The organism is Melghirimyces thermohalophilus (genome assembly GCF_900102685.1).
GTDB lineage: Bacteria > Bacillota > Bacilli > Thermoactinomycetales > DSM-45169 > Melghirimyces > Melghirimyces thermohalophilus.
The window spans coordinates 13,817-34,107 of sequence record NZ_FMZA01000014.1 but is presented as its reverse complement, the minus strand read 5'-3'; the positions used below and the strand labels follow the sequence as shown (position 1 = coordinate 34,107).

At 54.5% G+C, this 20,291-nt stretch carries 21 protein-coding genes; 19 read left to right on the top strand and 2 right to left on the bottom strand.

Going from position 1 to position 20,291, the window contains the following annotated elements:
• The first annotated feature begins 30 nt into the window (after window positions 1–30).
• From BLP91_RS11175 to BLP91_RS11105, 15 genes are all read left to right on the top strand, one after another.
• Window positions 31–210 (top strand): hypothetical protein, encoded by a 180-nt coding sequence (locus tag BLP91_RS11175; RefSeq protein WP_091570948.1) that lies wholly within the window; start codon window positions 31–33, stop codon window positions 208–210.
• Between the two features lie 184 nt (window positions 211–394).
• Complete coding sequence (locus BLP91_RS11170) at window positions 395–865, top strand: flavin reductase family protein (protein WP_091570945.1); 471 nt, start codon at window positions 395–397, stop codon at window positions 863–865.
• Window positions 866–902: 37 nt separating this feature from the next.
• Window positions 903–1,694 carry a fumarylacetoacetate hydrolase family protein gene (locus tag BLP91_RS11165; RefSeq protein ID WP_091570943.1) on the top strand — a complete coding sequence of 264 codons (792 nt, stop codon included), beginning with the start codon at window positions 903–905 and terminating at the stop codon, window positions 1,692–1,694.
• The gene (locus BLP91_RS11160; protein WP_091571090.1) at window positions 1,694–2,455 is read left to right on the top strand and encodes a fumarylacetoacetate hydrolase family protein; all 762 of its coding nucleotides are present in this window, start codon (window positions 1,694–1,696) and stop codon (window positions 2,453–2,455) included. Before BLP91_RS11165 ends, BLP91_RS11160 begins: the two co-directional genes overlap by 1 nt.
• 20 nt (window positions 2,456–2,475) lie before the next feature.
• Window positions 2,476–2,859, top strand: a complete 384-nt coding sequence (locus BLP91_RS11155) for a 5-carboxymethyl-2-hydroxymuconate Delta-isomerase (protein ID WP_091570940.1) — start codon at window positions 2,476–2,478, stop codon at window positions 2,857–2,859.
• Window positions 2,860–2,873: 14 nt separating this feature from the next.
• Window positions 2,874–4,304, top strand: a complete 1,431-nt coding sequence (locus tag BLP91_RS11150; protein WP_091570937.1) for an NAD-dependent succinate-semialdehyde dehydrogenase — start codon at window positions 2,874–2,876, stop codon at window positions 4,302–4,304.
• Between the two features lie 373 nt (window positions 4,305–4,677).
• A complete protein-coding gene (locus BLP91_RS11145) occupies window positions 4,678–5,814 on the top strand; it encodes a glycerate kinase (RefSeq protein ID WP_091570935.1) in 1,137 nt (378 codons plus the stop codon).
• A 20-nt stretch (window positions 5,815–5,834) separates the two neighbouring features.
• Entirely contained in the window at window positions 5,835–7,181 is a 1,347-nt protein-coding gene (locus tag BLP91_RS11140) for a GntP family permease (protein WP_091570932.1), read from the top strand.
• Window positions 7,182–7,388: 207 nt separating this feature from the next.
• Window positions 7,389–9,062 carry a spore germination protein gene (locus BLP91_RS11135; protein WP_091570929.1) on the top strand — a complete coding sequence of 558 codons (1,674 nt, stop codon included), beginning with the start codon at window positions 7,389–7,391 and terminating at the stop codon, window positions 9,060–9,062.
• Complete coding sequence (locus tag BLP91_RS11130) at window positions 9,059–10,180, top strand: GerAB/ArcD/ProY family transporter (protein WP_091570925.1); 1,122 nt, start codon at window positions 9,059–9,061, stop codon at window positions 10,178–10,180. Before BLP91_RS11135 ends, BLP91_RS11130 begins: the two co-directional genes overlap by 4 nt.
• Window positions 10,149–11,420, top strand: a complete 1,272-nt coding sequence (locus BLP91_RS11125) for a Ger(x)C family spore germination protein (RefSeq protein WP_091570922.1) — start codon at window positions 10,149–10,151, stop codon at window positions 11,418–11,420. The genes BLP91_RS11130 and BLP91_RS11125 overlap by 32 nt, the downstream gene beginning before the upstream one ends.
• A gap of 27 nt (window positions 11,421–11,447) precedes the next feature.
• Window positions 11,448–12,701, top strand: coding sequence for a Ger(x)C family spore germination protein (locus BLP91_RS11120; protein ID WP_091570919.1), 1,254 nt, complete (start codon window positions 11,448–11,450; stop codon window positions 12,699–12,701).
• A gap of 10 nt (window positions 12,702–12,711) precedes the next feature.
• Entirely contained in the window at window positions 12,712–12,927 is a 216-nt protein-coding gene (locus BLP91_RS11115) for a CLC_0170 family protein (protein WP_091570917.1), read from the top strand.
• Window positions 12,928–13,084: 157 nt separating this feature from the next.
• Window positions 13,085–13,567, top strand: a complete 483-nt coding sequence (locus BLP91_RS11110) for a hypothetical protein (RefSeq protein WP_091570914.1) — start codon at window positions 13,085–13,087, stop codon at window positions 13,565–13,567.
• 118 nt (window positions 13,568–13,685) lie between these two features.
• The gene (locus BLP91_RS11105; protein WP_342670294.1) at window positions 13,686–15,005 is read left to right on the top strand and encodes a dicarboxylate/amino acid:cation symporter; all 1,320 of its coding nucleotides are present in this window, start codon (window positions 13,686–13,688) and stop codon (window positions 15,003–15,005) included.
• A gap of 47 nt (window positions 15,006–15,052) precedes the next feature.
• On the opposite strand, the gene BLP91_RS11100 is transcribed toward BLP91_RS11105, so the two are convergent.
• On the bottom strand, window positions 15,053–15,616 hold the full coding sequence (locus BLP91_RS11100) for a C40 family peptidase (RefSeq protein WP_245662240.1): 564 nt from the start codon (window positions 15,614–15,616) through the stop codon (window positions 15,053–15,055).
• 158 nt (window positions 15,617–15,774) lie between these two features.
• Between BLP91_RS11100 and BLP91_RS11095 the strand changes: the two genes are divergently transcribed.
• The 4 genes from BLP91_RS11095 (at window position 15,775) to BLP91_RS11080 (ending at window position 19,213) form a co-directional block, all read left to right on the top strand.
• On the top strand, window positions 15,775–16,038 hold the full coding sequence (locus BLP91_RS11095) for a hypothetical protein (RefSeq protein ID WP_091570912.1): 264 nt from the start codon (window positions 15,775–15,777) through the stop codon (window positions 16,036–16,038).
• Window positions 16,039–16,179: 141 nt separating this feature from the next.
• Entirely contained in the window at window positions 16,180–17,877 is a 1,698-nt protein-coding gene (locus tag BLP91_RS11090) for a carbon starvation CstA family protein (RefSeq protein ID WP_245662239.1), read from the top strand.
• 68 nt (window positions 17,878–17,945) lie between these two features.
• Window positions 17,946–18,224: a cory-CC-star protein gene (locus BLP91_RS11085; protein WP_176757947.1), complete on the top strand. Its 279-nt coding sequence runs from the start codon at window positions 17,946–17,948 to the stop codon at window positions 18,222–18,224.
• Window positions 18,215–19,213, top strand: a complete 999-nt coding sequence (locus tag BLP91_RS11080; RefSeq protein WP_091570909.1) for an ArsA family ATPase — start codon at window positions 18,215–18,217, stop codon at window positions 19,211–19,213. Before BLP91_RS11085 ends, BLP91_RS11080 begins: the two co-directional genes overlap by 10 nt.
• Before the next feature lie 270 nt (window positions 19,214–19,483).
• On the opposite strand, the gene BLP91_RS11075 is transcribed toward BLP91_RS11080, so the two are convergent.
• Window positions 19,484–20,281 (bottom strand): ZIP family metal transporter, encoded by a 798-nt coding sequence (locus BLP91_RS11075; protein ID WP_176757946.1) that lies wholly within the window; start codon window positions 20,279–20,281, stop codon window positions 19,484–19,486.
• Between the last annotated feature and the right edge of the window lie 10 nt (window positions 20,282–20,291).

The following is a 20,291-nucleotide window of genomic DNA, read 5'->3' as shown; positions in this document are numbered from 1 at the left end:
ATTCACGCCAGGCATGTGGGGTAGTCGGTTTTGATTTTACTTTTGGTCACCAAGCGATGGGTAACGCCTCCTAACGGAAAAGTGGATCAGGTCCCCAACGATTTGGGGGACCATGATCGAATCGATATGGAAGGGGTTCAACAGATGGATGCCGGCTTCATCAAAATCCGGATTCGGGATCCATATGTGATGCCCAAGTCCGGTTCATAGCAGGTGGAAGTGAGCGACGGAAGTAACGTGAGTCACGGGATTTTACACTGTTTCTCCTCTGCGGATCAAGAGGATGAACTGATCTTATTCGGATCCGTACAGGAAACAGTGTCCCGTCTATCCATCAGCAGCATCCATTCAGACCGTCTCGGTTTAAAACCATGGATAAAGGAGGTTCAACTTTATGGATGATCGACTCTTTCGAAACGCAATGGGCCGTTTTACAACCGGTGTTACCGTAATTACGACAAAGATAGATGATGAAGTGCACGGAATGACGGCCAATGCCTTTATGTCCGTTTCGCTGAATCCAAAATTGATCACTGTCTCTGTCGATCACAAAGCGCAAATGCATGAGAAGTTGAGAGAATCGGAGCGATTTGCCGTGAGCATTTTATCCGAAGAGCAACAGAACATTTCCAAGCATTTTGCCGGTCAAAAACAAGCGGAGAAAGGGATCGATTTTGACTTCATCGAGGGTGTACCTGTGATTCCGGATGCCTTAGCCGCCATTGTCTGCAAGGGTTACAGCTCCCATCCCATCGGTGATCACACCTTATATGTCGGTGAAGTGATCGATATCGGTTTGAAAGAAGGGGATCCGCTCACATTTTTTGCGGGCAAGTACGGATCCCTGGCCAAGCAGATCATCTGAAAATAACAACGTGGTGATTATGGAGGAGTGGAGCGGCATGAGCAAGGCAGAGATCAAATTCCACCGGGTGCCCTCCGTCGAGGAAGCGGAGGTCGATCCGTCGGAGGGGATCATCGTGTCAAAAGGCACCCGGTATGAACTCAACAAGCTGTCTTTGGGCGCCCCGGTCTCAGGAACGGTCTACGGTACATTGTTAAATTACAGAGGGGGACTGGCGGAACTGGGGGAAGCGGTGCATGAGCCCCCTTATCAGGAGCCGCCAAAAGCCCCTGTTCTCTACATCAAACCGCGAAACACATTGTCAGGACATGGTCTGCCGATCCCTCTGCCCGAAGATGTTTCCCAACTGGAGGTAGGTGCGTCTCTGGGGGTCGTCATCGGTCGCAGGGCCACCCGAGTGAAGGAGGCGGATGCCCTGGATTATGTTGCGGGGTACACAGTGGTCAACGATGTAAGTATCCCCCATGACCGTCTCCATCGTCCGGCGGTCAAGCAAAAGGCCCGTGACGGTTTTTGCCCGATCGGCCCATGGGTGATCCAGTGTGATGCCGTAGTGGATCCGGATGCATTGGGCGTGCGCGTCTATGTAAACGGGGAGCTTCGCCAGGAGAATTCAACCACTAACCTGATTCGCTCGGTGGCACGCTTGCTCGCCGATGTGACGGAGTTTATGACACTCAACCCAGGGGATGCGTTGTTGGTTGGCGTGCCGGAAGGCGCTCCGCTGGTGAGGGTGGATGACCGGATCCGGATTGAAATCGATCAGGTGGGCATCCTGGAAAATCCCATTGTGAATGCGATGGATGGGGTGCCGGGAGGGGGTGCATGATGAAAAAAGCGCGTGTCGCCTTTGGAGGAGCAATCCATGACGCTTTCGATGTGAATGGCAGCATCCAACTGGATGACGGTCGTTTTGTGGAGGAGCATGAGGTGGTCTGGTTGCCTCCGGTTGAGCCGCGCACTGCATTTGCCCTGGGTTTAAATTATGCGGATCACGCCAAGGAGCTTTCCTTCAACGCACCTAAGGAGCCGCTTGTCTTTTTGAAGGGCCCCAACACCTTTGTGGGACACCGCGCCCAGACCCGTCGTCCAGCCGATGTCACCTTTATGCATTATGAATGTGAATTGGTTGTCGTCATGGGCCGTACCGCCAGGAATGTGAAAGAGAAAGATGCGTATGACTATGTGGCCGGATATACGGTGGCCAACGATTATGCTATCCGAGATTACCTTGAAAACTATTACCGCCCCAATTTAAGAGTAAAAAACCGTGACGCCTGCACGCCGATCGGTCCGTGGCTGGTCGATGCTAAAGAGGTACCCGACCCGATGAAGCTCACCTTGCGCACCTATGTCAACGGGGAGTTGACCCAGGAAGGGACGACGAGCGATATGATTTTCAGTATTCCTCGCTTGATCGAGTACCTGAGCCGTTTTATGACGCTTAACCCGGGGGATATGATTTTGACCGGAACGCCGAAGGGGTCGGTGGATACGGCGGTCGGAGATGAAGTGGTGACCGAAATCGAAGGCATCGGACGGTTGGTCAACACCATCGTGGGCGATGAACACTTTTCAATACGGGCTTAAAAGTCGCAAGGAGGGAAAGGATGCCTCATTTCATCGTTGAGTATACGGATAATATCAAGGATGAGGCGGATATCGCCGGACTTTTGAAGAAGGTGCATGATGTCCTGATTTCCCGAAGTGATCTGTTTCCGGTCGGCGGTATCCGTTCCAGAGCGATCGAGCTTCATGATTATCGCATCGCCGACGGAGCGGAAGACGATGCCTTCGTCCATGCCACCTTGAAAATCGGCTCCGGCCGTTCACCGGATGAAAAGAAAGAGGCCTGTGATCAATTGTTCACTGTAATGGAGGAGCATTTTGCCGATCTTTTCAACATGCGTTACTTGGCTCTGTCGATGGAACTGTACGAATTCCCCGAGGCCACTTATAAGCGGAACAATATCCATGTCCGTTTCAAAAAATAATGGAGGGACGGAGGATGCAGCCAGTTTACGAGATGTATATCGATGGTCAGTGGACAGGCCAAGAGCTGGATCGAATCCAGGTTGTCAACCCGGCGACTGATGAGGGGATCGCATCGGTGCCGAAAGGGGGAGAAAAGGAGGCCAAACGGGCGGTGGATGCCGCCTACCGGGCCTTTCCAACCTGGTCCAAGAAAACGGCGGACGAGCGCAGCCGCTTTTTGTCCACATGGCACCGGCTGATTGATGAGAAGAGGGAAGCGATCGGGGAACTGATGACACAGGAACAAGGAAAGCCGTTAAAAGAGGCGATCGGGGAGGTGGATTACGCCAACGGTTTTATCTCCTGGTATGCGGAAGAGGGGAAGCGGATCTACGGAGAAACGATTCCCGCATCTCATCCCAATAAGCGCATCCTGGTACAGAAGCAACCCGTCGGCGTGGTGGCTGCGATCACACCGTGGAACTTTCCCGCTGCGATGATCACACGGAAAGTGGCTCCCGCCCTTGCCGCAGGGTGTACCGTGGTGATTAAACCGGCGACCCAGACGCCGCTCACCGCTCTGAAACTAGCTGAGCTCGCGGAAAAAGCAGGCATTCCAAAAGGGGTCATTAATGTGGTGACAGGCCGTTCGGGCCCCATCGGTGAAGCGTGGCTGAAGGATGAACGGGTGCGAAAACTGACTTTTACCGGGTCGACGGAAGTGGGTAAACTGCTCATGCGGGGGGCGGCGGACACCGTGAAAAAGATCTCCCTGGAGCTGGGGGGCCACGCACCGTTTATCGTGATGGACGATGCGGATCTGGACAAAGCTGTTGCAGGGGTGATCGCCTCCAAATTCCGTAATGCGGGACAGACTTGTATCTGTGCCAATCGGATATATGTACAGGAATCAGTGGTGCAAACCTTTACGGAAAAACTCTCAGCCGCTGTCGCCCGCTTGCGGATCGGTGATGGATTGTCAGAGGGGACCGAGATTGGACCGCTCATCGATCAGCAAGCCTTAAGGAAAGTTCAGGATCATGTGGAAGATGCCAAGAACAAAGGGGGACGGGTTTCCGTCGGCGGTAACATTCACGATTCGGAACGAGGACATTATTTTGTGCCCACCGTTATCTCCGGTGCGACGGATGACATGCTGTGCATGAATGAGGAGACCTTTGGACCCTTGGCACCTGTGGCCTCATTTAAGGAAGAAGCTGAAGTGATTGAGCGGGCCAATCATACTCCCTATGGACTGGCGGCCTATGTGTTTACGGAAAACCTCAGCAAGGCAATCCGAATCAGCGAATCACTGGAATACGGGATTATCGGTCTGAACGACGGAGCTCCTTCTGCTCCACAGGCCCCATTCGGCGGGTTTAAAGAAAGTGGATTAGGCAGAGAGGGCGGCCGCCACGGGATTGAGGAGTTTTTAGAAACCAAATATCTCTCGATTTCCATTTGATTGGGGGAGGAGTGTAACCTCCCGTCTTCTTTTTTTATGAAATGAAGTGGTGACCCATCATATGGACCAAGTACTTGGAAGGCGTATGCTATTCTTAATACATGATAGAATACATGATCGATTTATGAGTGAAAAAACAGAATTCGTCAACGTATTCGCCCTAGGGATGATCTGTTTAAATGGAAGTTAGATAGAGGGTATCCATTTACCATGCGGCTTTCTAAAGTCGCATGTTTTTTTGTGGCCCGTCTTGCTTTATGCTAAGTATATGGATGGCGGACAAGATGCGGGTCAGGGGATGGATTTTGCGTGTGGAATACGGATGATCCCCGACCTGCGTAAATATTTAATATTCAGCAAAGAGGGTTGATTCATGAAAATCGTGATTGCGCCGGATTCCTTTAAGGGGAGTTTGTCGGCGAAAGAGGCAGGCACGATCATTTTGCGAGCGCTTTCCTCGGAGATGGAGGGGCTGGAGGCATCTGTTGTACCGATGGCTGACGGCGGGGAAGGCACCCTGGAAGCTCTTGTCTTCGCTACCGGAGGGAAAACGGTGGAGGTGGAGGTGCAAGGTCCTTTACTGAAGAGGGTTCGCACCTGTTATGGGGTGCTGGGCGACCGACAGACAGCGGTGATCGAAACGGCGAACACTGCCGGGTTGACCATGGTACACGAAGAGGAACGAAACCCGCTTTACACTTCCAGCCGCGGGGTGGGGGAAGCGATCCGGCATGCCCTGGATGCCGGTTACCGGCGGTTGATCGTCGGATTGGGCGGCAGTGCGACCAATGACGGCGGGATGGGCATGTTGCAAGCCTTAGGCGCTGTCTTTGAGGACTCTTCAGGTCGGCCGGTGGCGCCGGTTGGCGGCAGGTTGAAGTTGATCGATCAGGTGCGGCTCGATTCTCTCGATCCGCGATTGTCCGAAGTTACCTTGCTCGCAGCCAGCGATGTGACCAATCCCCTCTGCGGGGAACAGGGAAGTTCGGCGGTCTTCGGCCCGCAAAAAGGGGCAACGGCGGAACAGGTGCAGGAACTGGACCGAGGCCTGGACCACTATGCTCGGTTGATAGAAGAGTGTCTGGGGCGTTCCCTCAAGGATCAACCCGGAGCGGGGGCGGCTGGTGGGCTGGGCTTCGGTTTGCTGGTTCTGGGCGGTCGGATTCAAAACGGCGCGCAGATCGTCGCTGACGCTTCCGGACTGGAGGAAGTCATTCGCGAGGCGGACTGGGTCATCACCGGTGAGGGGCAAACCGATTTTCAAACCGGCTATGGAAAGGTACCGATGTATGTGGCTCAATTGGCCCAAAAGCACGGTGCTAAACCTGTCCTGATTTCCGGGAGTCTAGGCGAGGGAGTGGACTCGCTTTATGACCCCTTTGTCAGCCTGCAATCGATCCTGTGCCGGCCGATGTCGGTACAGGAGGCGATGCGTGAGGCGGAACCGCTCTTGTACCAAGCGGCTCGAGATTGGGCCCGGCTGCTCCAAGCATCAAGGTCCAACAACTGAGAAGAAATGGGGGAAGACGGATGCTTCACGGACCGTTACTGATCCTTGTCTTGTTGCTGTCAATCGGTTTTGTGGTGATCGCGACAGCTAAATGGCGGTTGCATCCCTTTTTCAGCCTGCTTTTTGCCGCCTTCGGCTTGGGCATGTTCGCCGGGATGCCGCTTCCGGAAGTGGTGAAAACCATCAATGAAGGCTTCGGTGAGCTGATGGGAAGCATCGGCTTGGTGATCGTGGCCGGCACCGTCATCGGACACATCTTGGAAAAATCGGGGGCCGCCCTCAGGATGGCGGAAGTCGTGTTGCGCCGAGTAGGGGAGAAAAGGCCGCAACTGGCGATGTCCCTGATCGGTTCCATCGTGAGCGTCCCGGTCTTTTGCGATTCGGGATATGTGATCTTGTCCAGTCTGAAAAAATCCCTGGCGAAGCGGGCGAAGGTGCCCCTCGCCTCCATGGCGATCGCCTTGGCGACGGGTCTCTTCGCTACCCACACACTGATTCCGCCCACCCCGGGTCCGATCGCTGCCGCCGGCAATATCGGCGCCAGCGGCTATCTTGGTACGGTGATATGGGTCGGACTGATCGTCGCCGTACCGACGGTTTGGGTGGGTTACCTGTGGGCAACTCGAGTGGCCTGTCGCATCCATATCCAAGGGGAAGAAGAGGGAGAGGTGGATGACATGGCTTGGGGGGAAATGCCTTCCACTGCCATGTCCTTCGCTCCTATCCTGATACCGATTCTCCTGATCGCCCAGGGGTCCGTGGTCAGCTTTCTCCAGTGGGAGGGGGCGCTGGCCGATGGGCTCTTGTTTTTGGGGTCGCCGGTGGTCGCTCTGTTGATCGGAGTGTTGACCGCTTTTTTCCTGTTGCCGAAATGGGATGAGGAACGTTTGACCGGCTGGGTGGGTGAGGCCATCATCGACGCCGCCCCGATCCTGTTGATTACCGGTGCCGGGGGCGCCTTCGGATCCGTGATTCAGGCGACGCCGGTCGCCGATTTGATCAAGGGAGTAGCTCAAGGAGGCGCCTTCAGCGGGCTGCTTTTTGTACTGATTCCCTTCGCTATCGCGGCAGCGCTAAAAACCGCTCAAGGATCTTCCACGGCGTCCTTGGTGATCACCTCCGCCCTGATTGCGCCGATGCTGTCGGAAGTGGGGATCAGCGGCGCCTTGCCCCTCGCTCTGGTTGTGATGGCGATCGGTGCCGGGGCGATGACGGTCAGCCATGTCAATGATAGCTATTTTTGGGTCGTCACCCAGTTCAGCGGTATGAAGGTGGCCCAAGCCTACAAAGCCCACACCGCCGCCACCCTGCTCCAGGGAGTGACCGCCTTGGTTATGACCCTAATCCTATGGGCGCTCCTGGTGTGAAGAAAGGTTGATTTCCTGTGGGATCTATTGAAATGGGGATGGATCTTTCCCTTTCTTTTTACAGCGATGCGATATTCTTTTTATTCTCATGGACTGAGGCATATCCGGCCCCTGCTGTTATGGCGGGGTTTTTTTTATGGGGTCCACCCATGTATAAACAGGGGGCCTTGCTCAAAGGATAGGAGGAAAAGTTATGAGGAGCCGATTATGTCAATCTTTCAACGTTGGTTTGGGAAAGTCAAAAAGAGAAAGCAATCCAACTCGTCTCCCTATTACATACCCAGCAAAGAACTGGAACGACGGGATATTCATCTCTCCGGGGATTTGAAAAAAACCATCGAACAGATCCTGAATATGATCGGGGAGAACGACGACCTGGTGATCCGCCGTTTTCACGTGTTTGGCGATTATCCTGCTATTCTCATCTATTTCTCCAACATTATTAAACAGACATCGATCAACGAGGATATCCTGAAGCCGACCATGTACAAACCCTTTCACCTGCAAGGGGAAAAGATTCGCAAGGATCAACTGCGGGATGTTCTTTACAACGACACCCTTTTCCACGCCGATGCCAAGATTGAGAACAGTTTCAACAAAATGTTGAATGCTGTTCTGCGCGGAGAGAGCGCCATCATTATCGATGGGATCAAAGAAGCGTTGGTGATCGACACCCGCAATGTGGAAGCGCGCAGTGTGACGGATCCAGAAACAGAGCGGGTGGTGCGAGGGCCCCGGGAAGGGTTTATCGAGCTGTTGAAAACCAACATCGCCCTGCTCCGTTATCGCCTGCCCAGCCCGGACTTTCGGGTGAAAAAAATGGAGGTGGGGCGAGTCACCAAGGCCACCCTTGCGGTCTGTTACATCAAGGGGATCGCCAATCCCGCCTTGGTGGACGAAGTGATCCGCCGGTTACAGAAAATCGACCAGGATAACATCTATGAGACGGGGCAGATCGAGCAATATATCCAGGATCACCACCTTACGGTGTTTCCCCAGGCCCAAAGCACCGAACGCCCGGACAAAACCGCTTCTGCCCTGATGGAGGGGCGGGTGGCGCTTATTATAGACGGGTCCCCCATGGTGTTGATCGTACCGGCGGTATTTTCCCAGTTCTACCAAACCGTCGATGATTACACCGAGCGATTTACCAGCGGCAGCTTTTTCCGGATGATCCGGCTGGTCGCCTTGATCTTTTCGCTCATCTTCCCGTCTCTGTATGTGGCGGTCATCTCCTTCAATCCGGAACTGATTCCGACGGAATTTGCGGTGGCGGCGGCGGGGGCACGGGCTGGGGTTCCCTTCCCCGCGGTGGTGGAGGTACTGTTTATCGAAATCGCCATGGAGGTTCTGCGGGAGGCGACCATCCGCATGCCCTCTATTGTCGGAGGGGCGCTGTCTATCGTCGGGGTTCTGATCATCGGGGAGGCGGCAGTCAACGCCGGTTTTGCCAGCCCGATCACCGTCGTGGCCATCGCTCTAACCACCATCGGCTCCTTCGCGACGCCAGCTTACAACGCCGCCCTCGCCTTGCGCATAGTGCGTTTTCCGCTTTTAATCCTCTCGGGGATTTTCGGGCTGTACGGGGTGATGATCGGGCTGATTCTGATCACCAATCACCTATTGTCCCTGAAATCTTTCGGAGAACCCTACCTCAGCCCGCTGATCCCGGGAAATTGGGAAGGGATGAAGGATGCGATAATCCGGGCTCCCTATTGGCTCCATACCAAGCGGCCCCAGGATCTGTACCCGCTCAATCCGGACCGGGTAGGGGACCAGGTGCAGGAGAAGTTAAACGAGTCTCCGCATAACCCGCTCTCCCCGCGTCAATCCGAGCAATCCGTCTCCAAATCGAAGAAGGGAAAGGAGGATGACCGATGAATCGACCCCGTCGAATCACTCTGTTGCAGGCGACTGCCGTCCTAATCAGTACCGTGATTGGGGTGGGTGTGTTGGCTCTGCCCCGATTTACTGCCCAATCGATGGATACAGGAGCTCCGCTTCTCACCCTGCTAGGCCTCGGTGTCGGATTCCTGGGGTTGATCTTGCTCACCCTGCTCGGCATGCGGTTTCCACAACAGACCATCCTGGAGTACAGCGAGGCGATTCTGGGCAAGTTTCTGGGGCGATTGGGCACGTTGATCCTCGTCCTGTTTTTTGCTCTGTTAACCGCCTTAATCGCGCGGGAATTCGGGCAGGTGGTGGTGGCCTCGGTGCTGAGGAAGACCCCGCTGGAGGTGACTGTCCTGGTGATGCTATTGCTGGCCGCCATACCGAGCCGTAACGGCATCGACGTTTTCGCTTACATCCATCAGTTTTACCTCCCGTTTATTCTGGCCCCAGCTTTGGTGATCGTCGCCCTTTCCTTAAAAAACGCCGACCCTCTCTTTCTCCAGCCGATCCTGGGTAACCAACCAGCGGGGATGTTTCCAGGGATGCTGACGGTGGCCGCTCTGTTTCAGGGGTCCTTCGTCCACACCCTGATCATTCCGTCGATGCGACGACCTCAAAAAGCGTGGGTGGCTGCCTTGTGGGGCCTCGGCATCTCCGGCGCCTTATATGTGGTGATTGCGATGGCCACCTTATCGGTGTTCGGCCCGGAGCTGACCAAGCAGTTTTTCTGGCCCACACTGGAGTTGGCCAAAGCCACCTCGCTGCCAGGTGCTGTGCTGGAGCGCCTGGATGCTCCCTTCTTGATCCTCTGGGTGATGGCGGTGTTTACCACCCTGTTGTCCAGTTACTATGTGACCGCCTACGGGATGAGCCGCTTGTTCAACCTTCAGGATCACCGCTTGTTTTCCTGGTTTATCCTGCCCTTTGTGTTTGTGCTGGCGATGCTGCCAGGCAATATCCATGTCTTATACGATTCGATCCAATGGGTGGGGAGGGCCGGTTTGGTCCCGACCATCTTGTATCCGCTGCTGTTGCTGTTGGTAGCAGCTCTGCGCGGGAAGAGGGGGGCTTCCGGTGGACAACAAACGACGGGGCAAAGCTCTTAAGTGCCTCTGTATCCTGCTCTTGATCACCCCTTGGCTCACCGGGTGCTGGGATCGTACCGAGATGGAAGAGCGAGGGATCATCCTGGGGCTCGGGATTGATACAGCGCCTCCCGAAGCGGAGAAACACGAGGATCAGATCACGGAAACCAACGATCCAGCCGGTTTTCCTCCGCCGGGGGAAGAGATGATCAAGGTGACCGCCCAGGTCGCGGTGCCGGGGCGGGTTCCCCTGGGGCCGGGACAGGGTGGGTCCCAGGGTGGCGGCGGTGGCGGAAGTCAGAAGCCGGTCTGGGCGATCCAGGTGATGGGTCACACCCTGGAGGATGCCCTGCAGAATCTGCAGCAGCAGGTGGCCCAACAGCTGTATCTGGGGCATCTCAGGATCGTGGTCGTCAGTGAGGAGCTGGCCAAACGGGGGTTGAAGGAGAACCTCGATCTGTTGATGCGGGATCCGGAGATCCGCAAGTCTTCCTATCTTTTGGTGTCCAGAGGTCCGGCCTCCAAAGCGCTGGCGGTGGCCCCTCCCTTGGAGCGGGTACCCACGTTGTATTTATCGGGACTCATGGATCATGCGGTCCAGACGGGTAGATTCCCCCAAAGCTTTATCGGCAACTTCTTTACCGCCTACGCAGCCAAAGGAAAGGAGGGCTATCTTCCCTATGTTCAACCCAAAGGCGGAAATAAACCGGATTCCGAGATCGATATTGAGATCGACGGGTTAGCCTACTTTGTAGGAGACAAAATGGTGGGACATACAGAGCCGGTGGAAGTGGCTCGGTTCATGGAGGTGATCGGGATCGGTGCGGCGGGATACAGCGTGTCGGTGCCTGTTCCCGGCCAACAGGGAAATGTGATGATCCGAAAGACGGAACGGGCGCAGAAACCCTTTGTTGAGATCCGACGGGGAAAACCGTTGGTCCACGTATTTATTCACGTGGAAGGCGAGTTGGATGCAAAATCGAATCAACAGATCAAAATCAACTCCACCCAAACCTTGCAATCAGTGAGAAAGGGGCTGTCCCGTCGGTTGCAACGGATCAATGCGCAATTTGTGCAAGATCTGCAGAAAGAGGGCTCGGATATATTCGGTTTTGGGGAACAGGTGCGAGCCCAAGAACCAGAGTATTGGAATCGGCACGTTCGGACGAGGGAAAAGTGGCGTCAGGTCTTTAAAAACGAGCTTCAGGTCAAGGTGACGGTCACAAGCAGCATTCGTCGAACGGGGATGAGGGAGAGATGATCGATCGGTCGATGAGGAGGAGTCGGCATGCATCCCAGCGGGGTGAAAACCATTAAGTGGTTTTGTGTCTTGCTGCTGATCGCTCCCTGGCTCACCGGGTGCTGGGATCGCACCGAATTGGAGGAGCGGGGCATCATCCTGGGGCTGGGAATCGATACCGTCCCGCCGGAAGCGGCGAAACACGAGGATCAAATTACGGAGACGAACCGGAAAGATGGTTTTCCACCACCGGGAGAAGAGATGATCAAGGTGACCGCCCAGATCGCGGTGCCGGGGCGGGTGCCCCTGGGACCGGGGCAGGGAGGAGGATCCCAGGGTGGTGGCGGTCAGAAATCGGTTTGGGTGATCCAAGTGATGGGTCACACCCTGGATGATGCGATACAAAACCTGCAGCAACAGGTGTCTCAGGAGCTGTATCTGGGTCATTTCCGGGTGGTGATCGTCAGTGAACAATTGGAAAAGCGAGGATTAAAAAAGACCCTCGACCTGCTGATGCGTGATCCGGAAATCCGCAAGTCCTCCTACTTGTTGGTTTCCCGCAGCTCCGCTGATAAGGCATTGACCGTGGCACCTCCCTTGGAACGGGTGCCCACCCTGTATCTGACCGATATGATGGAGCAGGCGGTTTGGATGGGGAAGTTTCCCCAGAGTTTCATCGGCAACTTTTTTACCGCCTACGCGGCGAAAGGAAGGGAAGGGTATCTGCCCTATATCCAGCCCAAAGGTGGAAAAAAACAGGAGTTCCATATTGAAATCGACGGGATCGCCCTTTTTGTAGAAGATAAAATGGTCGGGAAAACGGAGCCGCTGGAAATTGCCAGCTACTTGGAAATTATGGGGGTTGAACAGGCGGGAAACTCCATAACGGTACCCATTCCGGAAGGAAAAGGCCATGTCAGGTTCACCGCTTTCAGCCGCGAGACAAAAAAATGGGTCGAGATGAAGAAAGGGCGCCCCCATTTGAAGGTGTCCATCTATGTGGAAACGGAAATTGACGAAAAATCAAACCTGCTTCAGCATGTAGACTCGACCCAGGTGATCAAAAGGATCGATAAAGAAATCGAAGAGCGTCTCGAACAGGTGAGTCTCCAATTGGTGAAAAAAACCCAGAAAAAAGGTTCCGACATCTTCGGTTTTGGGGAACGGGTGCGGGCGAAAGAGCCTGTGTACTGGAACCGGCACATCCGGACCAATCGGAAATGGCGGCAGGTATATCGCACTTTGCCCGTCGACATCCAGGTGAAACATATCACCCGTCGGACCGGGATGAGGGAGCGATAGGAGGGATTATATGGATCACACCATGGTTTACATCGGATACCTGCATTATCTGGTCGTCCTGTTTTTGGTGACCGGAGCACTGCTGTTGCGTGTTGATATGCGGATGTATCAACTGATGAAGCTGCCCAAGGAGCAAAAAGTGACCCGCTGGCTGGGCTGGATCAATCTCACCTTCGGGCTGGTGATCTGGATCGGAAAATGGTTGTTGGGTCGATGGATCTTTTAGAATTGCACGTCAGGTGGGAACACCTGGGATGACTTGCTTGAAACCGTATTGCTTCACAGTTGGTGCCCTGTATATACTTCTTATGAAACGTATCCTTGGAAGCGTTGTGAATGGGTGCGTCCGATCATCACGCTTCCAAGCATGAGGAGGAAAGGGATTGGCGGAAACAGCGGGTGGACGCTTTCAAAAGATGGAAAAATATTTGATCGGGTTATTGCAAGAGTTGCAAGCCCTTGAGGCAGAATTTCCGGAATACCGCTATGAGATCGACAGTATCAACATGAAGACCCATGAGGTGCAACGCAATATTAAGCAGCTGCGGCGCCGGATGGGTCCTCCGAAACAAAACGAGGAGTCGACGGAGCGGCAATCGGCAGGAGAGATGGCACGGGAGATCCATCGGGTTCTAACCCAATGCAAGGTGTACATGGAGCAGATGGAACAGGCGGATCCCTCCTTCGCCGAGTCACGGATGGAGATCGATGAGTTGTTGGACCGAGCCCGAGATCGGCTCCAACATTATTGGGAAGGGGAAAAGACGGAACGGCCCTCGGAATCCGCCGCCCCACGCCTGCAGGAGGAAACCGTCGGCCCCCAGATTCCCGCTTTTATGATGCAAAAAAGGTGGGGAAAGGCGTAAACCAGGATGGGTCCATCGTCGTCCTGGTTTTTTGATTGACAACATCTTCTGTTCCATTTAGTATTAAAAACATATTAACCCGATATGGATTATTGAAAAAGAATGGGATGAGAAATATATGATGCTTGTCAGTTTGCTCGTTTCCTTGATAGTCATCGGCTTTCTTCTTTTTCTAAAGCGGAAAAAAGTCAGCTTCGGCCTGCGGGTGATGATCGCCATGCTGGTCGGGGTCGCCGTCGGAGCGGTTTTGGGGAACGAGGCGGAAATCGTCGGCCTGTTGGGCGATGCCTATATCCATTTGATTAAAATGCTGGTGATTCCCCTGGTGGTGACAGCGATCATCTCCAGCATCACTTCCCTCAAGGATCCGGCCCAGCTTCGCAAGCTGGGGCTGAAGACGATCGGGCTCTTCTTGTTGACAGCTGTTATCGCCAGCGCCATCGGTATCTTGGTGGGAAATGCTTTGCAGGTGGGTGTCGGTATGGATATGGCGCCGGATCCCTCTGCCGAACCGCGGGAGATTCCGCCTGTGACTGAGGTTCTCCTGGATATGATTCCGGATAATCCTGTCGCTGAAGCGGCGGAAGGTCAGATTTTGCCGGTCATCTTCTTTGCCATGTTCATCGGAGTTGCCATCACAATCGAATCCCAACGGAATCCGGATTCGGTGGAACCGGTGAAGCGGTTGGTCCAATCCTTTTCTAAGGTCATGTTCCGAGTGACTAAGATCGTCCTGAAGCTGACACCCTATGGGGTTTACGGGCTGTTGGTCCGAGTGGCCGCCACCCATGGCCTCTCCACGTTGCTGCCGTTGATGGAAGTGGTGGTGGCTGTTTATCTCGCTTGCTTGATCCATCTGCTCTTCACTTACGGCAGTCTAGTCGGTTTTGTGGCGAAGGTGAACCCGATCCGGTTTTTGAAAAAAATCTGGCCGGTGATGGTGGTGGCCTTTTCCACCCGGAGCAGCTACGGCACCTTGCCCGTCACCTTGAAAACCTTGACGAGCCGGGTGAAAGTTTCCGAAAAGGTGTCTAGCTTTGTCGCGCCCTTGGGTGCCACTATGAACATGGATGCCTGTGGAGGATTGTATCCTGCGATCGTGGCGATTTTTGTGGCCAACGTCTTTCATATGGATTTGGGAATGGTCGATTACCTGATCCTTGTGACGACGGCAACCTTAGCCTCCATCGGTACCGCCGGCGTTCCCGGTACCGCCTCTATCATGACCACCGTTGTCCTGACTGGGATGGGCCTTCCCCTGGAAGGGATGGCGATGGTGCTCGGCATCGATGCCCTTCTCGATATGGGTCGAACCGCCGTCAACGTCACTGGTGATACAGTCGCCTCCCTCGTGATCGCCGACTCCGAGGATGAATTTGATCGCGAGGCCTTTAATCGGGATGAGGAGGATGAATTGGAGTTGAATGAAGCGATATGATCAGGCAAAAACCGGGACCATATGTCCCGGTTTTTGATATTGGGATGTTATTGATTAGGACGGACCCGGGTAGCACCGAGATAGCCCCATTGGAGCCAGTCTTGATCGAGGTCGTCGATCCGAACCCCACCTTCACCGTAGGTGTGCAAAATTTTTCCGTTTCCGGCATAGATACCTACGTGTTCAATCCCTTTATTGGGTTTGCTCTTCAGTTTGAAAAACAACAGATCCCCTTTTTGCAATTGGTCCTTGGAGACACGGGTCCCTTTTTGGGCTTGAGGTTCCGCCCGTCGGGGCAAATCTACGCCGTTTTTCTTAAATACGTACTGGGTGAAAGAGGAGCAATCAAATCGTCCGCTCGTTTCGTATTCTCCTCCGAATAGGTACGGTGTGCCCAAATATTTTTTCCCGGTTTGGACGACTTTATCCCCAAAAGCATCTTGCTGGTTGACTTGATTATTTCCGTCCCGAGCCGGTTGGACAATCCGTTGCGGCTGTTCGCCGTTTTGCTGTCTGCCCTGCTGACCCTGGTTATTCGTCGCACAGCCCATCGAGGTAAATACCAAGGCGGCGGAGGTCACCAGAGTGAAGGCTTTCAACCCTTTTCGCACAAGAACTTCCCTCCTTTTATCCGGGTTGCTGCTTTTAGTATCCGAAGCTCCACATAAAATATAAAAGGAAAAATATGCGGAATGAAAAAAGTGCCGGGCATAAAGAAGCGGCAACCGGTACAGGATACCAGTGACTGTTGTAAGGGGAGGGAAGGAAAATGCAGGAGAATCGACAGGAGTTTCAACTCACCAGCGTCGATCAAGCGTTGATGGACGAACTGGCGGGTCGGGTGCGAGAGTGTTACCGAGAGATGACGGAGATCGCCATGCGGGCGATGAATGAAGAATCGATTGGGGACGAGTCGGGAGCCGATGGTAAAAACCCCTTTCACGACGAGGAGATCCGGTGGTGGATGGGGCCTGGACGGGAATTGTGTTACCGAAAAGATGGCGGTAAAGTGGAAGTGCGGCCGGCTCGATAACAGTTGGGAGGGTTTCCTGTTGGTGGAAACCCTCCGCTTTCGATGGACGAATAATCCGTTTTCCTTTAAAATAAACAAAAAACAGTATGGGCTTATCATTTTGACTATTTGATATATCACAGAAAAAGGGGGAGGCTCATTTTGACTCAGCCGTTGTTGATGACGATTTGTGCTTTGGTTTTATTCTTTTTTGGTTACCGCTTTTATTCAAAATATTTGGCAGAAAAGGTATTCCAGGTCGATCCGAAGTTTCGGACGCCAGCCCATGAATTTCGGGATGGAGTGGACCACCTGCCCACTAACAAATTTGTGCTGTGGGGACACCATTTCAGTTCCGTTGCCGGGGCGGCTCCGATTGTCGGGCCAGCCATCGCGGTGATCTGGGGCTGGGGGCCGGCGTTGCTGTGGGTAGTGTTAGGCACGATCTTCTTCGCCGGCATGCACGACTTCGGCACCCTGTGGGCATCTGTGCGGAATAAAGGGAAGTCGGTCGGAGTGATCACCCATTCCGTCATCGGTCCCCGGGCCAAGGGCTTGTTCCTGTTGATCATCTTTTTCCTGTTGTTGTTGGTCAATGCCGTGTTCGCCGTGGTGATCGCCAATCTGTTTACGCAGTTTCCGGAAAGCGTGTTACCCTATTGGTTGCAGTTGCCGGTAGCGATGGCTATCGGGTTTCTGGTGTATAAGCGGGGTATCAGGCTCTTTTGGCCCTCGATTATCGGCCTTGTGCTGCTGTACCTCTTCATCTTCATCGGGGCGGGGGCTCCCATCCATATGCCGGAGACGGTTTTGGGTATCCCCTCCACCGGATTTTGGGTGATCGTGATGCTGCTGTACGGGGCGATCGCTTCCCGGCTGCCGGTGTGGCTTCTGCTGCAACCTCGGGATTACATCAACTCCCATATGTTGTTTTTGGGACTGGGTATCCTGTATCTGGGGCTGTTTATCACCCAACCGGAGTTTAACGCCCCTTTCTTTAACACCGATGTGCCAGAGGACACCCCCAATCTGGTTCCGCTTCTGTTTGTCACCGTCGCCTGTGGAGCCATCTCCGGCTTTCACGGGTTGGTCGGCTCCGGAACCTCTTCCAAGCAACTGGACAAAGAGCCGGATGCCCGTTTTGTCGGCTACTTCGGGGCGATGGGGGAAGGGCTGCTGGCTTTGATCGCTATTATGGCCGCCGCCGCTGGCTTCGCTTCCATGGACCAATGGAGCCAACATTACGCCTCCTGGGAGAGCGCCAGTTCCAGCGGTGTCGGTGCCTTCGTCACCGGAGCCGGAAACTTCCTGGCCAGTATGGGAATCCCGACGGTGATCGGGACCACTTTTGTCTCCATCATGATCGTCGCCTTCGCCGCCACCACCTTGGATACGTCGATGCGGTTGCAGCGATTTATCCTGTCAGAGATCGGGGAGCAGTATCAGGTGAACGCGCTGAAAAGCCTCAACACCAGCACCGTCATCGCCTTCCTCTCCTGTGTCGCGCTGGCTTTTCTGGCGGACCCGTCCAATCCGGGAGCGGGAGGCATGGTGTTGTGGCCGCTATTTGGAACGACCAACCAGCTGACGGCGGGCCTGTCGCTGATCGTGATCACCCTGCTCCTGTGGAAATGGGGACGGAATTACATGGTGGCTTTGATCCCGTTGGTCTTTGTGGTGGTGATGACCGCTTGGAGCATGGCGCAGAGCATCTTCGGCTACGTGGATCAAGGACAATGGCATCTGGTTGTGGTCGGGGTGATCATTCTGGCCCTCAACGCCTGGTTGGTCCTGGAAGGTATCGCTGCTGCGATGCGGCAACGCCGCAGCATCAGCGGTGGGCCTGGAGCCAACGCTTGATCGATGGCAAAGAACCCGCGGCGGACGCGGGTTTCTTTTTACACACGGATGAAAGGCAGGGGAGATCGATGGCGTTTAGAACGGAAAAAGCTCGAGCCTTGTGGGATCAGATCAAACAATTTTACGATGAGATGTACTTTGCCCCTTACCGCCGCACCATGCTGAAGGAGATCCGCAATGAAGAGGACGTGTTTAAATTGCTTGCCTTCTCGGAGGCCCTGGGAATTCCCAATCCCGTCTCCTACTATACCTTGGAACTGATGCCCTTTATGTTGGAAGACTTCCATGAGTGGCATCAACGGATGGGCATGGAAAAGTCGCCGTTGGATGGGTTCAAATGTTGCTGAGCCGGTTGGGAGGGAAGACAGGGCGTCGGCAAGCTGAACACAGGGGAGAGAAAATCGCCTTTTTTGGGGGAAAGGGCGGAGTGGGGAAAACCACTTGTTCCGCAGCCTATGCCGTGGCGCTGGCCAGTCAGGGGTACCGGACGCTTTTGGTCTCCACCGATCCCGCTCACTCGGTGGGGGATTTGTTGGAGGTGAAGGCGGAAGCCGACCCGGTGCAGGTTAGGGAACAGCTGTGGGTGCGGGAGATTGATCCAGAGAAAGCTTCTCGCCGATACATCGGGGAGGTAAAGGGGAACCTGAAAGGATTGGCTGACCCTGGGCTGTGGAAAGAGGTGGAACGGCAGATGGATTTTGCCGCCGCTTCCCCCGGAGCAGATGAAGCGGCCCTCTTCGACGAAATGGTCTCTGTGATTCTGTCGGCGGAATCCCAGTTTGACCGAATTGTCTTTGATACCGCCCCAACGGGTCACACGTTACGCCTTTTGTCCCTGCCGGAGCTAATGGGTGTCTGGGTGGAAGGAATGCTGGCCCGGCGCAAGAAAACGAGAGAATTACACCGGATGCTTCACAATGTGGCTGGGGTGTCCGAAGAGCCAAAGGATCAGGTGCAAGAGCTTTTGGAGCGGCGAAAAAACCGGTTTGCCTCGGCGAGGGAGCGGCTGCTCAACCCTGAGGTCACTTCCTTCTACTTTGTGCTCAATCCGGAACGACTCTCCATTTTGGAGTCCGCTAAGGCGATGGCGTTGTTAGAAAAATACGAGGTTCCTGTTGGTGGCGTCATCGTCAACCGCGTGTTGCCCAGAGAAGCGGACGGTGATTTCCTGGCCAGACGGAGGCAAGGGGAGAAAATCTATTTGGAAGAGATCGCTCGACGTTTTGCCGACCTTCCCCGGACGCAAATTCCCCTGCAGCCGGAGGACATCCGGGGGCTGCCTGGGGTGAAGGCGATTGCCGATCGATTGGTGAGAAACCGATTCGGTGGGCTGTGAGGAGGCCTGTCAACGAGACGGTGTTGAGGAGGAAGTGCCTGTAGGGGAAATAGTCGCTATCTTCTGCTCCCGTCTCTTTTACAATGTCCTCTTCCAGCGGGTCGGTGACCGGTGCGGAGGAGAGCGTCGTCTAAACCCTCTAATCCTGAATGAGTCGGCTTCAAGTGACATTGTGGTTCGGTCATCTATCCACACAGAAATATCCCGGGAGAGTGCCCGGGATGTTTCTTTTCTGTTATTTCATTAAAACCGAGGATCGCTGAATAGGATTCAATAGGTTTTCATGGATATCGATCGCTCAACGTTGGAGGCTTCATGGGGGTGCGAGTGGGGGTGGGAATCTTGGCTGTGGCCTGGAAACAGGTAGTGGCTGCCCCAGCCTAGCACCCCATAAATCAAGACGCCAGCCAGGACCCAAGCGATGTTTTTTCGCCCCCCTCCCTCGTTTACTTTAGGCCATAATTCTGTACCGGAGATATAGATCAGAATGCCCGCGGAGAAAAGAAGGGGAATGCCGGTTCCGATTTGGGTCAATCCTGTCATCAATCCGGCAGCTAGGGTCCCGAGGGCGGTACAAGCCCCCAGTAAGAGAGCGGAACCTAATGCCTGTTTTCGGTTTCCCCATCGGGCGATGGCTAAGGAAGCCATTGCCATTCCTTCAGGAATTTTATGTAGGACCAATCCCGCCAACACCGCCACGCCCAAGCGAATGTCAGTCAAAAATCCGGCGGCTAAGGCCACTCCTTCAAAAAAAGCATGAATCCCCATTCCCGTCAGTACACTCCATACCATGTGGGAGTTCCTTCTTTCCTCGGTGTCGGCTCCTCTGAACCCCTGTTGAAACAGAAAAGCGATCAGCAACCCGGCCAACACCCATACCGATGGTGTGGAGACTTCGCTCCAACCGTGGGGCAGCATCCCAGCGATCGCAACCGCTGTCAATAAACCGGTGCTGATCGCCAACCAGATGTCCAACCCGCGACGAGACCACTTCTTTTTCCATCCGACGGCACTGGCGCCGATCACATATCCGATTACAGCGACGAGGGTCCATTCCCATACCGTCATCATCCATGCC

Excerpts from the sequence above, each read along its gene's own strand:
- BLP91_RS11170 (WP_091570945.1), top strand. The coding sequence starts at position 395 with ATGGATGATCGACTCTTTCGAAACGCAATGGGCCGTTTTACAACCGGT.
- BLP91_RS11165 (WP_091570943.1), top strand. The coding sequence starts at position 903 with ATGAGCAAGGCAGAGATCAAATTCCACCGGGTGCCCTCCGTCGAGGAA.
- BLP91_RS11160 (WP_091571090.1), top strand. The coding sequence starts at position 1,694 with ATGAAAAAAGCGCGTGTCGCCTTTGGAGGAGCAATCCATGACGCTTTC.
- BLP91_RS11155 (WP_091570940.1), top strand. The coding sequence starts at position 2,476 with ATGCCTCATTTCATCGTTGAGTATACGGATAATATCAAGGATGAGGCG.
- BLP91_RS11150 (WP_091570937.1), top strand. The coding sequence starts at position 2,874 with ATGCAGCCAGTTTACGAGATGTATATCGATGGTCAGTGGACAGGCCAA.
- BLP91_RS11145 (WP_091570935.1), top strand. The coding sequence starts at position 4,678 with ATGAAAATCGTGATTGCGCCGGATTCCTTTAAGGGGAGTTTGTCGGCG.
- BLP91_RS11140 (WP_091570932.1), top strand. The coding sequence starts at position 5,835 with ATGCTTCACGGACCGTTACTGATCCTTGTCTTGTTGCTGTCAATCGGT.
- BLP91_RS11135 (WP_091570929.1), top strand. The coding sequence starts at position 7,389 with ATGTCAATCTTTCAACGTTGGTTTGGGAAAGTCAAAAAGAGAAAGCAA.
- BLP91_RS11130 (WP_091570925.1), top strand. The coding sequence starts at position 9,059 with ATGAATCGACCCCGTCGAATCACTCTGTTGCAGGCGACTGCCGTCCTA.
- BLP91_RS11120 (WP_091570919.1), top strand. The coding sequence starts at position 11,448 with ATGCATCCCAGCGGGGTGAAAACCATTAAGTGGTTTTGTGTCTTGCTG.
- BLP91_RS11115 (WP_091570917.1), top strand. The coding sequence starts at position 12,712 with ATGGATCACACCATGGTTTACATCGGATACCTGCATTATCTGGTCGTC.
- BLP91_RS11105 (WP_342670294.1), top strand. The coding sequence starts at position 13,686 with ATGATGCTTGTCAGTTTGCTCGTTTCCTTGATAGTCATCGGCTTTCTT.
- BLP91_RS11095 (WP_091570912.1), top strand. The coding sequence starts at position 15,775 with ATGCAGGAGAATCGACAGGAGTTTCAACTCACCAGCGTCGATCAAGCG.
- BLP91_RS11085 (WP_176757947.1), top strand. The coding sequence starts at position 17,946 with ATGGCGTTTAGAACGGAAAAAGCTCGAGCCTTGTGGGATCAGATCAAA.
- BLP91_RS11080 (WP_091570909.1), top strand. The coding sequence starts at position 18,215 with ATGTTGCTGAGCCGGTTGGGAGGGAAGACAGGGCGTCGGCAAGCTGAA.
- BLP91_RS11075 (WP_176757946.1), bottom strand. The coding sequence starts at position 20,281 with ATGACGGTATGGGAATGGACCCTCGTCGCTGTAATCGGATATGTGATC.